The organism is Marinovum sp. PR37 (assembly GCF_028807375.1).
Lineage (GTDB): Bacteria > Pseudomonadota > Alphaproteobacteria > Rhodobacterales > Rhodobacteraceae > Marinovum > Marinovum algicola.
This window is the reverse complement of sequence record NZ_JARAML010000005.1, coordinates 157451-170042: the sequence shown is the minus strand read 5'-3', so window position 1 is coordinate 170042 and position 12592 is coordinate 157451. Positions and strand designations below refer to the sequence as shown.

General features: G+C 65.2%; 13 protein-coding genes. 5 read left to right on the top strand and 8 right to left on the bottom strand.

The genetic code is table 11. From position 1 onward, the window contains the following. Positions 1 to 6: 6 nt before the first annotated feature. The 3 genes from atpA to PVW49_RS06490 form a co-directional block, all read right to left on the bottom strand. Positions 7 to 1545, bottom strand: a complete 1539-nt coding sequence (gene atpA, locus PVW49_RS06500) for a F0F1 ATP synthase subunit alpha (protein ID WP_048529822.1) — start codon at positions 1543 to 1545, stop codon at positions 7 to 9. Beyond that, entirely contained in the window at positions 1546 to 2112 is a 567-nt protein-coding gene (locus PVW49_RS06495; RefSeq protein WP_048529820.1) for a F0F1 ATP synthase subunit delta, read from the bottom strand. A 273-nt stretch (positions 2113 to 2385) separates the two neighbouring features. Next, positions 2386 to 3132 (bottom strand): methyltransferase domain-containing protein, encoded by a 747-nt coding sequence (locus PVW49_RS06490; protein WP_048529818.1) that lies wholly within the window; start codon positions 3130 to 3132, stop codon positions 2386 to 2388. Positions 3133 to 3195: 63 nt separating this feature from the next. Here PVW49_RS06490 and gloB point away from each other — a divergent pair, with 63 nt between their 5' ends. The 3 genes from gloB to PVW49_RS06475 all read left to right on the top strand — a co-directional run bounded on the left by gloB (position 3196) and on the right by PVW49_RS06475 (position 7417). Further along, positions 3196 to 3966 (top strand): hydroxyacylglutathione hydrolase, encoded by a 771-nt coding sequence (gene gloB, locus PVW49_RS06485; RefSeq protein ID WP_274590156.1) that lies wholly within the window; start codon positions 3196 to 3198, stop codon positions 3964 to 3966. A 176-nt stretch (positions 3967 to 4142) separates the two neighbouring features. Next, positions 4143 to 6473 (top strand): ATP-dependent Clp protease ATP-binding subunit ClpA, encoded by a 2331-nt coding sequence (gene clpA, locus PVW49_RS06480; RefSeq protein WP_048529814.1) that lies wholly within the window; start codon positions 4143 to 4145, stop codon positions 6471 to 6473. A 74-nt stretch (positions 6474 to 6547) separates the two neighbouring features. After that, positions 6548 to 7417, top strand: coding sequence for a M23 family metallopeptidase (locus tag PVW49_RS06475; protein ID WP_274590155.1), 870 nt, complete (start codon positions 6548 to 6550; stop codon positions 7415 to 7417). On the opposite strand, the gene PVW49_RS06470 is transcribed toward PVW49_RS06475, so the two are convergent. From PVW49_RS06470 to lgt, 5 genes are all read right to left on the bottom strand, one after another. After that, entirely contained in the window at positions 7414 to 8211 is a 798-nt protein-coding gene (locus tag PVW49_RS06470) for a Hint domain-containing protein (RefSeq protein WP_274590154.1), read from the bottom strand. The two genes, PVW49_RS06475 and PVW49_RS06470, sit on opposite strands and share 4 nt — an antisense overlap. Before the next feature lie 294 nt (positions 8212 to 8505). Continuing rightward, positions 8506 to 8643, bottom strand: a complete 138-nt coding sequence (locus tag PVW49_RS06465) for a hypothetical protein (RefSeq protein ID WP_158499006.1) — start codon at positions 8641 to 8643, stop codon at positions 8506 to 8508. A 251-nt stretch (positions 8644 to 8894) separates the two neighbouring features. Further along, the gene (gene pgeF, locus PVW49_RS06460; RefSeq protein ID WP_074834331.1) at positions 8895 to 9650 is read right to left on the bottom strand and encodes a peptidoglycan editing factor PgeF; all 756 of its coding nucleotides are present in this window, start codon (positions 9648 to 9650) and stop codon (positions 8895 to 8897) included. Then, the gene (locus tag PVW49_RS06455; protein WP_274590153.1) at positions 9647 to 10705 is read right to left on the bottom strand and encodes a class I SAM-dependent methyltransferase; all 1059 of its coding nucleotides are present in this window, start codon (positions 10703 to 10705) and stop codon (positions 9647 to 9649) included. The genes pgeF and PVW49_RS06455 overlap by 4 nt, the downstream gene beginning before the upstream one ends. Continuing rightward, the gene (lgt, locus tag PVW49_RS06450; RefSeq protein ID WP_274590152.1) at positions 10702 to 11586 is read right to left on the bottom strand and encodes a prolipoprotein diacylglyceryl transferase; all 885 of its coding nucleotides are present in this window, start codon (positions 11584 to 11586) and stop codon (positions 10702 to 10704) included. Before lgt ends, PVW49_RS06455 begins: the two co-directional genes overlap by 4 nt. Positions 11587 to 11678: 92 nt before the next feature. On the opposite strand from lgt, the gene PVW49_RS06445 reads away from it, so the two are divergent. Together PVW49_RS06445 and PVW49_RS06440 are read left to right on the top strand one after the other, a co-directional pair. Next, positions 11679 to 11924: an accessory factor UbiK family protein gene (locus PVW49_RS06445; protein WP_048529805.1), complete on the top strand. Its 246-nt coding sequence runs from the start codon at positions 11679 to 11681 to the stop codon at positions 11922 to 11924. Between the two features lie 230 nt (positions 11925 to 12154). Continuing rightward, positions 12155 to 12571 (top strand): universal stress protein, encoded by a 417-nt coding sequence (locus tag PVW49_RS06440; RefSeq protein WP_274590151.1) that lies wholly within the window; start codon positions 12155 to 12157, stop codon positions 12569 to 12571. The last annotated feature ends 21 nt before the right edge of the window (positions 12572 to 12592 follow it).

Here is a 12592-nt window from a genome sequence, read left to right as displayed (position 1 = left end):
ATCTCCTTATGCGAAGTCGGCGGCGAATTCGTCCAGTGCGGCGCGGATCTTGTCCTCGGCTTCACCTTTGATCTTCGGGTCTTCTTCGGTGATGTAATCCAGAAGATCGGCGTGCTTGGAACGCAGGTGTTGCAGCAGGCCCTTCTCGAAGCGGCCCACTTCGGACACCTTGATCTTGTCGAGGTAGCCTTTGGTGCCGGCGAAGATCACGCAGACGATTTCGGCGTTGGTCAGCGGCGAATACTGCGGCTGCTTCATCAGCTCGGTCAGACGCGCACCACGGTTCAGCAGCTGCTGGGTCGCGGCGTCGAGGTCGGAACCGAACTGCGCAAAGGCCGCCATTTCGCGGTACTGAGCGAGTTCCAGTTTCACCGGACCGGCGACCGATTTCATCGCGTTGGTCTGAGCGGACGAACCCACCCGCGAGACCGACAGACCGGTGTTCACGGCGGGGCGGATGCCCTGATAGAACAGCTCGGTCTCAAGGAAGATCTGGCCGTCGGTGATCGAGATCACGTTGGTCGGAATAAAGGCCGAAACGTCACCACCCTGGGTTTCGATGATCGGCAGCGCGGTCAGCGAGCCGGCGCCGTTGTCCTCGTTCAGCTTGGCCGAACGCTCGAGCAGGCGCGAGTGGAGGTAGAAAACGTCACCCGGATAGGCTTCACGGCCCGGCGGACGACGCAGCAGCAGCGACATCTGGCGGTAGGACACGGCTTGTTTGGAGAGGTCATCGTAGATGATCAGCGCGTGCTTGCCGTTGTCACGGAAGTACTCGGCCATTGCGGTCGCGGCATAGGGCGCCAGGAACTGCATCGGCGCCGGGTCGGAGGCGGTCGCGGCGACGACGATCGAATAGTCGATGGCGCCAGATTCCTCGAGACGCTTCACCAGCTGCGCCACGGTGGACCGCTTCTGGCCGATCGCGACATAGACGCAGTACAGCTTCTTGCTGTCGTCATCGCCGGCGGCGTCGTTGTAGGATTTCTGGTTCAGAACCGCGTCGAGCGCGACGGCGGTCTTGCCGGTCTGACGGTCGCCAATGATCAGCTCGCGCTGGCCACGACCGATCGGGATCATCGAGTCGACGGCCTTGAGGCCGGTCGCCATCGGTTCATGCACGGATTTACGCGGGATGATGCCCGGCGCCTTGACGTCGGCGATGCGACGCTCGGACGCCTTGATCGGGCCCTTGCCGTCCAGAGGGTTGCCGAGGCCGTCGACCACGCGGCCGAGCAGCTCGGGGCCGGCGGGGACGTCCACGATCGAATTGGTGCGCTTGACGGTGTCGCCTTCCTTGATGTCCCGGTCGGAACCGAAGATCACCACACCGACGTTGTCGGTCTCGAGGTTCAGCGCCATGCCCATGATGCCGCCGGGGAACTCGACCATTTCACCCGCCTGGATGCTGTCGAGGCCATAGACCCGCGCGATACCGTCACCGACGCTGAGCACGCGGCCCACTTCGGCGACTTCGGCTTCTTGCCCGAAGTTTTGGATCTGCTCCTTTAGGATCGCAGAAATCTCGGCTGCTTGGATACCCATTTATCCGACCTCTTTCATTGCATTCTGGAGGGAATTGAGCTTCGAGCGGATCGAGGTATCGATCATCTTCGAGCCCACCTTGACAACAAGACCGCCGATGAGGCTCTCATCGACGGTCGCATTTACTTTGACATCCTTGCCCACGGATTTCTTCAGCGATGCCGCCAGGGCATCGGCCTGCGCCGGGCTCAGGGCCGTGGCGCTGGTCACATCCGCGGTCACTTCGCCCTTGTGGGCGGCAATCTTGGCGCGCAGCCGGGCGACCAGGTGAGGCAGGACGAACAGGCGGCGCTTGGCCGCCATCAGGCCCATGGTATTGACGAGCACCGGGAGGAGCTTCATCTTCTGACCGATGGCGATGATGGCGTTCTGCTGATCGTCGCGGGAATACAGCGGGTTGCCGATCAGGTCGCGCAGTTCCTCGCTGCTGTCGAGTGCGGCAGCCAGATCGTCGAGGCTGGTTTCAAGTTCGGCGATAGTGCCGTTCTCGTTGGCAATCTCGAACACGGCCGACGCATAGCGATCGGCAATACCCGAGGAAATCGAAGCTGGTTCGGACACGTCCACCCTTCCGACTGTCTGGCCCCGGTTTGCCGCATTCCTGTGGCGTCCGGGGACGTTTCCCGGCCCTGACATCTCTCAAGGCGCTAAATCACGCCGGATGTAGCAGAGCCTTCTCAACCCCGCAACATACTTGAGGGTTTTTAAGCCGCGTGGATAAATAAGTGTTATCAGCAGCTTGCCGCATGTGCGACCGAATGCGCACCTGCAAGCGTCTCAAAAATCTTTCATTTTCGTGAACTGCGACGATTCCCGGGGTGGATTTTCCGCTGTTAGCGCCTAAACGGGCTTTGCCTCTTTTGCGGGCTTCGGGCTGAGGACGTCGAGCGGGCTGGGCACCCGGACCCGCAGACCGGGGTCATGCGGCGCCTGCACGCGCTTGGAGGCCTCGACCATCAGCACCCCCGCGGGCAGCGGCAGGCCAAAGCGCTGGCCCGAACTTTCCCAGAGCCGCCCGGTCTTCATCCAGAACCGCCGTGGCGACGGCGGCTGGTACAGCGCCGAGGCATGTTTTTCCGGCATGAAGCCATGGCTGCGCAACTGGGTCTCGAGCTGGCTCTGCGTGTAGGGCCGGCCATAGCCGAAAGGCGTGGCATCGCTGCGCGACCAGAGCCCGGCGCGGTTGGGCACGACAAAGAGGATCTTGCCCCCCGGCCCCAGCACCCGATGGCATTCCTCGAGCAGCACCGAGGGCCGCTCCGAGGTTTCCAGCCCGTGCATCACCACCAGCTTGTCGATCCGCCCGGTCTCGACCGGCCAGGAGGTTTCTTCGGTCAGCACCGAGACATTGGGCATCCCGGCCGGCCAGCGCATCACCCCCTGCGGCCCCGGCATCAGCGCCATGACCCGGCGCGCCTCGGCCAGATAGGGCCGCAGCAGCGGCACGGCAAATCCGAAGCCCGCCACCGTCTGGCCCTTGGCCTCGGGCCAGAGCCGCAGCATCCGGGTGCTCACCGCCCGCTGCGCCGCACGGCCAAGCGCGCTGCGGTAATAGAAATTCCTCAGGTCCTGTACATCCAGGTGCATTGCGATCCGCGTCGGCTTGGGTCAGACTTGAGGGCCACTCTAGCAACGGAGCCGCGAATTGCCATGCCCCTTGAGCTTGTGACCATCCCCTGTCTGTCGGACAATTACGCCTATCTCGTGCACGACGACAAAAGCGGCGAAACGGCGGTGTTCGACGTGCCCGAAGCCGGGCCGATCCTGGAGACGCTGGAGGCGCGCGGCTGGCGCCTCAGCCATGTCTTCCTGACCCACCATCACCCCGACCACGTGCAGGGCACCGCCGATCTTCTGGCCAAGGCGCCGGCCCGGGTCATCGGCGCCGCCGCCGATGCCCACCGCCTGCCCTCGCTCGACCAGCAGGTCGGCCAGGGCGATGTGGTGCCGCTTGGCGGCGAAAGCGTCGAGGTGATCGAGGTGCCGGGCCATACCACCGGCCATGTCGCCTACCACCTGCCGACCTCGGCCATCCTGGTGACGATGGACAGCCTGATGCACCTGGGCTGTGGCCGGCTGTTCGAAGGCACCGCGGCGCAGATGTTCGACAGCCTGGGCCGGATGGCCGTGCTGCCGCCGGAAACAATCGTCTGTTCGGGCCATGAATACGCCGAAACCAACGTCCGCTTTGCCCTGACCATTGAACCGGAGAATTCCCGCCTTATCTCTCGCAGAGACGAGATTGCGGCGGCGCGCGCAGCGGGGCGCGCCACTGTCCCCACACCCCTTGCACTCGAGCTGGAAACCAACCCGTTCCTGCGCTGCCATATCCCGGCGGTTCAGGCCTCGGTCGGTCTGGCAGACGGTGATCCCCTGGCCGTTTTTGCCGAGGTACGCAAGCGTCGCGACAGCTTTTCCTAGCCCTCGCCGCGCTGCCGCATATCACGGCGCTGTGCACACAGTGTTTGGAAATGTGAGCGGGTTCGCAAAGAAAAAACTTGAAGCGGGCCTGAGATCGACCAAACTTTAACCTTATGAGGCCACGGTTGGCTTGGCGTCTTTCGCCGCCGACACAGATTAGAAGGAGCACGAATAAAGTGCCTTCATTCTCGAATACGCTTGAACAGGCGATCCACGCGGCCCTGGCCCTGGCCAACAGCCGCTCGCATGAATTCGCAACGCTGGAGCATCTGCTTCTGGCGCTGATCGACGAACCCGACGCGACGCGGGTGATGAAAGCCTGCTCGGTCGACACCGAGGAGCTGCGCACCAAGCTGGTGGAATATGTCGACACCGATCTGTCGAACCTGGTGACCGACATCGAAGGGTCGGAGGCGGTTCCGACGGCGGCCTTCCAGCGGGTGATCCAGCGCGCCGCGATCCATGTCCAGAGCTCGGGCCGCACCGAGGTGACCGGCGCCAACGTGCTGGTGGCGATCTTTGCGGAACGCGAGTCCAACGCCGCCTATTTCCTGCAAGAGCAGGACATGACGCGCTATGACGCGGTGAATTTCATCGCCCATGGTGTCGCCAAGGATCCCGCCTACGGCGAGGCCCGGCCGGTGACCGGCGCCCAGGACATGGACGACGACCAGCAGACCACCGACAGCACCCCCGAGGCCGACCAGAAGGAAAGCGCGCTTGGCAAATACTGCGTCGACCTGAACGAAAAGGCCCGCCTTGGCGATGTCGATCCGCTGATCGGCCGCGAGAGCGAGGTCGAGCGCTGCATCCAGGTGCTCTGCCGCCGGCGCAAGAACAACCCGCTTCTGGTGGGCGATCCGGGCGTCGGCAAGACAGCCATCGCCGAAGGTCTGGCACGCAAGATCGAGGCCGGCGAAACCCCCGAGGTGCTTGCCGGCACCACGATCTATTCGCTCGACATGGGCGCGCTCCTGGCCGGCACCCGCTATCGCGGCGATTTCGAGGAACGGCTCAAGGCGGTGGTCAATGAGCTTGAGGAACATCCCAACGCGGTGCTCTTCATCGACGAGATCCACACCGTGATCGGCGCCGGCGCCACCTCTGGCGGGGCGATGGATGCCTCCAACCTGCTGAAGCCCGCGCTTCAAGGCGGCAAGCTGCGCACCATGGGCTCGACCACCTACAAGGAGTTCCGCCAGCACTTCGAGAAGGACCGCGCGCTGGCCCGCCGGTTCCAGAAGATCGACGTGGTGGAACCTTCGGTCGAGGATTCGGTCAAGATCCTCAAGGGGTTGAAACCCTATTTCGAGGACCACCACCACATCAAGTACACCGCTGACGCAATCAAGACCGCGGTGGAGCTCTCGGCGCGCTACATCACCGACCGGAAACTGCCCGACAAGGCCATCGACGTAATCGATGAGGCCGGCGCGGCGCAGCATCTGATCGTCGAGAGCCGCCGTCGCAAGACCATCGGTACCAAGGAGATCGAGGATGTCGTGGCCAAGATCGCGCGCATCCCGCCGAAAAACGTCTCCAAGGACGATGCCGAGGTGCTCAAGGATCTGGAAACCAGCCTGAAGCGCGTGGTCTTTGGCCAGGATGATGCTATCGTGGCGCTCTCTTCGGCGATCAAGCTGGCCCGCGCCGGCCTGCGCGAACCGGAGAAGCCGATCGGCAACTACCTGTTTGCCGGCCCCACCGGCGTCGGCAAGACCGAGGTGGCCAAACAGCTCGCCGATACGCTGGGCGTCGAACTGCTGCGTTTCGACATGTCGGAATACATGGAGAAACACGCGGTCTCGCGTCTGATCGGCGCGCCTCCGGGCTATGTCGGCTTTGACCAGGGCGGCCAGTTGACCGATGGCGTCGATCAGCACCCGCATTGCGTGCTGCTGCTGGACGAGATGGAAAAGGCGCACCCGGATGTCTACAACATCCTGCTCCAGGTGATGGACCACGGCACATTGACCGACCACAACGGCCGGACAGTGGATTTCCGCAACGTGATCCTGATCATGACCTCGAATGCCGGCGCTTCCGAACAGGCAAAGGCCGCCATCGGCTTTGGCCGCGACCGGCGCGAGGGCGAGGACACGGCGGCGATCGAACGCACCTTCACGCCCGAGTTCCGCAACCGGCTGGACGCTGTCATCAGCTTCAAGCCGCTGCCGAAATCGGTCATCGCCCAGGTGGTCGAGAAGTTCGTGTTGCAGCTCGAGGCGCAGTTGATGGACCGCAATGTCACCATCGAGCTGACCAAGCCGGCGGCCGAATGGCTGGGTGAGAAAGGCTATGACGACAAGATGGGTGCCCGCCCGCTGGCCCGCGTCATCCAGGAACACATCAAGAAGCCGCTGGCCGAAGAGCTTCTGTTCGGCAAGCTGGCCAAGGGCGGCGTCGTCCGCGTGGCGATCAAGGACGGCAAGATCGACCTGCAAATGAGCGGGCCGGACAATCCGCGCCTCGCCGGGAAAAAACCGCCGCTTCTGACGGCGGAATGATCCGCAGGCTCTGCGCCTGCCTTCTGGGCTCGGCCTCCCTCGCGGCGGCTGAGCCCTTTTCTTTGGACTTCCCGGTGGACTGCACCCTGGGCGAGACCTGCTACATCCAGCAATATGTCGATCACGATCCCGGCCCCGGCGCGCGGGATTTCACCTGTCAGGGGCTGAGTTACGACGGCCACAAGGGCACCGACATCGCCCTGCCCACGCTTGCGGCCATGGCCCAGGGCGTGCGCGTGCGCGCCGCCGCCCCGGGCGTGGTACGCGCACGCCGCGACGGGGTGGCCGACCGGCTGCACGACGGCCGTGATCTGGCGGGCAAGGACTGCGGCAACGGGGTTGCCATCCGGCATGCCGATGGCTGGGAAACCCAATATTGCCACATGCGCCAGGGCACCATCGCGGTCACCCAGGGCCAAGAGGTCGCGGCCGGCACGGTGCTGGGCGAGATCGGGCTCAGCGGCCGCACCCAGTTTCCGCATCTGCACATGACCCTGCGCCGGAACGGCACGGTGATCGATCCCTTTGCACCCGAGAACGCCGACAGTTGCGGCAGCGGCGCCACGCTCTGGCTGGACCCGCCCGCCTATCGCCCCGGCGGCCTCCTGTCGCTCGGCTTTGCGGCGCAGGTGCCCGATCTGGCGGCGGTGACCGAGGGCAGCGCCGATGACACACCGCCACGCCGCGACACCGCGCTGGTGGGCTATGGCCATGCCTTCGGGGCGCGCGCCGGCGATGTCCTGCGGATCGTCATCGACGGGCCCGAAGGCCGGGTGATCGCCCATGACGCGCCAATCGAGAAGCCGCAGGCGACGCTGTTTCGCGCCGCCGGTCGCAAGGCGCAGGCCGGCGGCTGGCCGGCCGGCGACTACCGGCTGACGGTGACGCTGCGGCGCGGCGCGGACCCGCTGGAAACCCGCGCCACCACGCTCACCCTGCGTTAACCGACCCGGAGGCCTTCGAGCATCTCCAGTTCCACCCGCGGAAACCCGAGGGCTCCGAAGTCGCGCGGATGCGTCAGGAAGGGAAAGAGCGACATGAAAAGCCGCTGCGCATTCTCGCCCATGCGTCCCACGGCGCCGCTGCCGGGGTGATAGCTCTCGACCTCGAGCCCCCCGGCCTGGACCGCCGCATGCCGGTCGAGCATCAGGTGATAGATCTTGACCGCGCTTGGCGGCGTCACCTTGAAGACGCTCACCCCGTCGATGAAATCCTGCACCGGCGTCAGCACATGGCCCTCGCCGGTGGCGGCACGGAACTGCGGCGGGTTGTGCAGGATCGCGGCACCCGGCCCCAGCACGACGTCGCTGCCGGGCCGGCCGACGCCAAAGGCCTCGGCGGTGACGCGGATCAACCCGTCAAGCATGCTGCCCGGCAGCGCCTGACCGGGCATGATCGCCGCCGAACCGATCCAGCGCACCCGCTGTGGCCCCTGGGAAGACTGCACCATGTCGCCGGGCAGCAGATCCTCGATCGCCACCGGTCCGTTCGGCGTGGCCAGCACGGTGCCGCGGGCAAAACCCGACACCGCGCGCTCGAAGACATCGGTCTGCGGCACGGCAAAGCTCTGTTCCTGGATGGAGAAATCGGCGTTGAGCGCGGCCACTTCCATGCGCCGCATCATCGGCAGGTCGCGTCGGGGCCGGTCACTGGCGCGGGCAAAGCGTTGGACTGCCGTAACCGGCATGCGCTCTGTGGCGGAGAGGCGCCGCTGATACGGCAAAAGGGGACTCGTCATGATATGCTCCCAGAGTGTGGGTCACATCCGCGCCGGCCCCCACCGACAACGACAGACGGACTGATTGCGTCTAGTCAACGAGATCAAAGAAGCAGAATTCCGTCGATCCGTCAAAATCTTGCATCGATTGGGCGGCCCTGGCAGGCCAATCCCGGCGAATGCGGCTGGATTGTCGTGGCTGCGAAAACCGGCCTGCCACAATTCTGCACGCTGGCGAATCGGAGCGGACATCAGCCAAAAGCCGCGCCCTCGGCAAGGGGCACGGCTTGTCACGTGGGGGACTTGGCGTGGCTATCAGGCGCTCTTGCGCAGCGGGGCCGCTTGCTTGCGGCGCGCGATCGCTGCGGCGCGGCGGGTGCCGCGGGCAAAGGGCAGCTCGGCCTTGGACTGTTGCGCACGCTGAACGGCGGATTGGATAAACCGGGTTTTCATATTGCATTCCTCGATCTGATCCGCGGCAGAAAGAGCCGCGCTGTCCCCGACAGTATGCACGCGGTTTTCGGCAGGCGTGCGGCAGGACGAATGATTTCTGGTTAATTCCGCCCGGCCGCAGGCTGGAAAAACGGCGGTGCGTCAATCTGCATTTTATTAAATTTTTTCAAAAACTTAACCGGACACTCCGCATCCCGCGCCCGGGCAATGTGGCAAGGACAAGGCAGCCCTCTGCCCCGCCTGTGCCGCAATCACAACCGGATCGCCGAAATCAGCCGGCCGTAATCGGCCTCGCCGGCATGCACCGAGCGGCGGTAGGAATAGAACCGGTCGGCATCGCCATAGGTGCAGCGGCGCAACCATTCGGCCTCGCCCACCCCGGCCATGCGCAGCCGATAAAGGCCGAACCCCGGCAGATCGAACAGATAGCGGTCGCCCTTGCCCTGGCCGAAAAAGCGTGCGCTTTGCGGGTCTTCGGCCATGAAATCCTCGACGAACTCGGGCCCGACCTCATAGGCGCTTTGCGAGATCGTGGGCCCGATCACCGCATGCACGTCCTCGCGCGCGGCACCCAGGGCCTCCATCGCGTCCAGCGTCGCCTCGAGCACGCCGTCGAGCGCACCGCGCCAGCCGGCATGTGCGGCGCCGATCACGCCGGCCCGGACGTCGGCAAACAGCACCGGCTGGCAATCCGCGCTCAGCACGCCCAGCGCCAGGCCCGGCGTCGCCGTCACCATCGCATCGGCGCGCGGCGGCGTGTCAAACGGCGTCTCGACCGGCACGGCGGTGGCGGAATGCACCTGATGCACGGTCACCAGGCTCTGCGCCGCCAGTCCGAGGCTGGCGGCGACCCGGCTGCGATTGATCGCCACGATCTCGGATTGATCCGAGGAGCCCTGGCCGCAGTTCAGCCCGTGAAACACACCCGAAGAGGCGCCGCCGCGGCGGGTAAAGAACCCGTGCCTGACCGGGGCCAAAAGATCGGATGTGAGGATTTCCAGCGTCATAGGTCCAATCCGGGTATCGGCGGGGCGCCTTCGGGCAGCAGCCCCAGAATTTTGAAGAGCGTCCCCATTTCCTCGGGGTGCGTCAACCGCCGATGTGCGGCAACATGGCTCTCGAGCGCGGCACCTTGCAGGGCACCGGCCAATTGCTGCGCGCGCGGCGTGATGCCCAGCCGTTCGAGAAACACCCCCTGCGGGGTCAGGCGGGTATGGGCACAGCCGGCGGCGGCGGCGATGGCCTCGAAATCCACATGGGTGGTGAGATCGGCCTCGCCCGGGCTGGCCAGCGGATCGACGCGCCAGTGCGCCTTCAGCGCCTGCAAGGTATCGCCCAGCGACCGCCAATCGCCGTAATCCACGATCAGCGCCGCACCGCCGTGATCGGCGATCCGCTGGCCGATGGCCTGCGCGATCACCGGCAGACCCGGCGCCAGCTCGACGACATCGCCTTCGCCGGTATCTGCCAGCCGATGGGCCAGCGCCGGAACCGCCGTCGGTTCGGTCCGCCCCAGCACCAGCGCGCCGTCGCGGGCGCCGACCCGACGCTCGCACCAGCCCGCACCCTGGCGTTCGAACTGCCGCACCGGCAGCGCGTCGAAGAATTCGTTCGCGACCAGCCAGAGCGGTGCCTGCCGTAGCGCATCGACATGGTCGGCCCAGGCCACCGCATGGCCTTGCAACGCCGCCTTCTGCCGGTCGCGCAGCAGCGGCGATGCCTCGACCAGCATGACCTGCGCGGCCTCGAGAAAGCCCGGCACGCGGCGTCCGGCCCGCAGGATATCCGCCATCAACGTGCCCCGCCCCGGCCCCAGCTCGGCCAGGGTGAACGTCGGCCGCCCCTGATCGATCCAGGCCTGCGCCAGCGCCAGGCCGATGAGTTCGCCGAACATCTGGCTGATCTCGGGCGCGGTGGTGAAATCGCCCGCCGCCCCCAGCGGATCGCGCGCGGTATAGACCCCGTGATCGGGGTGCATCAGGCAGGTGGCCATGTAGTCGGCCAGTGAAATCGGCCCCTCGGCCGCGATGCGCTCCAGAAGGATGGGCGCAAGTGCACTCATGCCGGGCGTTTCCGCAGCACCAACCAGAGCCCCACGACGATCATCGGCAGCGACAGAAGCTGCCCCATGGTCAGCCCCCAGCCGCCGACGTGCCAGGCCAGCCCCAACGGGTTGCCCGGGCTGACGAATTGTTCATCCGGCTGGCGAAAGAATTCGACAAAGAAACGCGCCGCGCCGTAACCGGCAAAGAACATCGCGGCAATCCGCCCCGGCGTCTTGAGCCAGCCGCGCGCCAGCGCCAGCCAGAGCAGCAGCACGCCAAGCAGCACGCCCTCGAGCCCGGCTTCATAAAGCTGGCTCGGGTGCCGGCCGCACAGTTCGCCCGCCGGCTGGCCGCAATCCTGCGCCGCCGTGCCGGGGAAGGCCACCGCCCAGGGCAGATCGGTCGGACGGCCCCAAAGCTCGGCGTTCACGAAATTCGCCAACCGGCCGAAGAGCAGCCCCGGCCAGGTGCCCAGCGCCATCATGTCGGCCATCGGCAGGCGTTCGACATTGTTGCGGGCGCTCCAGATCCACGCCGCGAGGATGACCCCGAGAAGCCCGCCATGAAAGGACATGCCGCCCTGCCAGATCATCAGGATCTCGCCCGGATTGGCGAGGTAGTAGACCGGCTGATAGAACAGCACAAAGCCCAGCCGCCCGCCCAGGATGATGCCGAGGATGATCCAGGTCATCAGGTCCTCGAGCTGCGCCGGCGTCATCGGCGGGCTGTCGTTGCGCCACAGCGTCGGGCGTTTCAGCAGCCGCACTGCCAGCACCCAGCCAAGCACGATCCCGGCGATATAGGCCAGCGCATACCAGCGCAGAGCAAAGCTCATGCCAAAGAGATCGACCGAGAAGATCTCGGGGCTGAGCGGGGGGAATGGGATGACCGATGACATGACGCTCCTTTGCCTTTCGCTTTTGCCGAGGTCAACCTTGTCGGCCGCCTCCGGGGCCGCCATATAGTAACCAAATGTAACGGAGAGACCCCATGCAGAGCCGGAACAAGGTATTCGACGACCTGTCGCAACTGATGACTAACGCAATGGGCGTGGCTCAGGGCGCCAGGACCGAGGCGGAAACCGCGATGAAATCGATGATGGACCGCTGGCTGGCGGATCGCGATTTTGTGACCCGCGAAGAGTTCGATGCGGTGCGCGGCATGGCCCAGAAGGCCCGCGAGGAAAACGAGCTGCTCAAGGCGCGGCTCGACAAGCTCGAGCGCAAGGACGGCTGACGACGTCCTGTCAGACAATCGAAGTGCAGAGGCCGGGCCAATCGCCCGGCCTTTTTCTTTGCAACCGGCGCGCTAGCTTTCGAACAGAGCCGGCTGTCTGTTTGCATCACGGCTGCACAACAAATAGGCTCTGCGGCGCAGCGCAGGGCCACTTGGCCCGTGCTGGCCGAAGGCGCCAACCAGGTTCCCGGTGATCCAAGACAAACACCGCGCAACACGGAGGGAAGAAAATGTTCAAGAAAATCATGGTGCCCGTCGACCTGACGCACCGCGAAAAGCTGACGCATTCGCTTCAATGTGCGGCCGATCTCGCCAAGCTCTACGAGGCCAGCCTGGTTTATGTCGGGGTAACCTCCGGCGTACCGTCCTCGGTGGCGCACAACCCGGCGGAATACCAAGAAAAACTCGCCGACTTTGCCAAAGACAAGGCGGCATCGCTTGAGATCTCTTCCGAGGCACACACAAAAATGGCGCATGACCCGGCGACCGAGATCGACGACGCGCTGCTCGAGGCCGCCGAAGAGATCGGCGCCGACCTCATCGTGATGCAAAGCCATGTGCCCGGACTGATGGAATACGTCTGGCCTTCGAACGGCGGCAAGGTCGCCGAACACGCGAAATGCTCGGTCCTGCTGGTGCGCGGCTGATCCGCTCAGCCCGGCCCCGGC

What these genes read in the sequence shown, in the direction of transcription:
- atpA (WP_048529822.1), bottom strand. Translation starts at nt 1,545, where the DNA reads ATGGGTATCCAAGCAGCCGAGATTTCTGCGATCCTAAAGGAGCAGATC.
- PVW49_RS06490 (WP_048529818.1), bottom strand. Translation starts at nt 3,132, where the DNA reads ATGCACCTGGATGTACAGGACCTGAGGAATTTCTATTACCGCAGCGCG.
- gloB (WP_274590156.1), top strand. Translation starts at nt 3,196, where the DNA reads ATGCCCCTTGAGCTTGTGACCATCCCCTGTCTGTCGGACAATTACGCC.
- PVW49_RS06470 (WP_274590154.1), bottom strand. Translation starts at nt 8,211, where the DNA reads ATGACGAGTCCCCTTTTGCCGTATCAGCGGCGCCTCTCCGCCACAGAG.
- PVW49_RS06465 (WP_158499006.1), bottom strand. Translation starts at nt 8,643, where the DNA reads ATGAAAACCCGGTTTATCCAATCCGCCGTTCAGCGTGCGCAACAGTCC.
- pgeF (WP_074834331.1), bottom strand. Translation starts at nt 9,650, where the DNA reads ATGACGCTGGAAATCCTCACATCCGATCTTTTGGCCCCGGTCAGGCAC.
- PVW49_RS06455 (WP_274590153.1), bottom strand. Translation starts at nt 10,705, where the DNA reads ATGAGTGCACTTGCGCCCATCCTTCTGGAGCGCATCGCGGCCGAGGGG.
- lgt (WP_274590152.1), bottom strand. Translation starts at nt 11,586, where the DNA reads ATGTCATCGGTCATCCCATTCCCCCCGCTCAGCCCCGAGATCTTCTCG.
- PVW49_RS06445 (WP_048529805.1), top strand. Translation starts at nt 11,679, where the DNA reads ATGCAGAGCCGGAACAAGGTATTCGACGACCTGTCGCAACTGATGACT.
- PVW49_RS06440 (WP_274590151.1), top strand. Translation starts at nt 12,155, where the DNA reads ATGTTCAAGAAAATCATGGTGCCCGTCGACCTGACGCACCGCGAAAAG.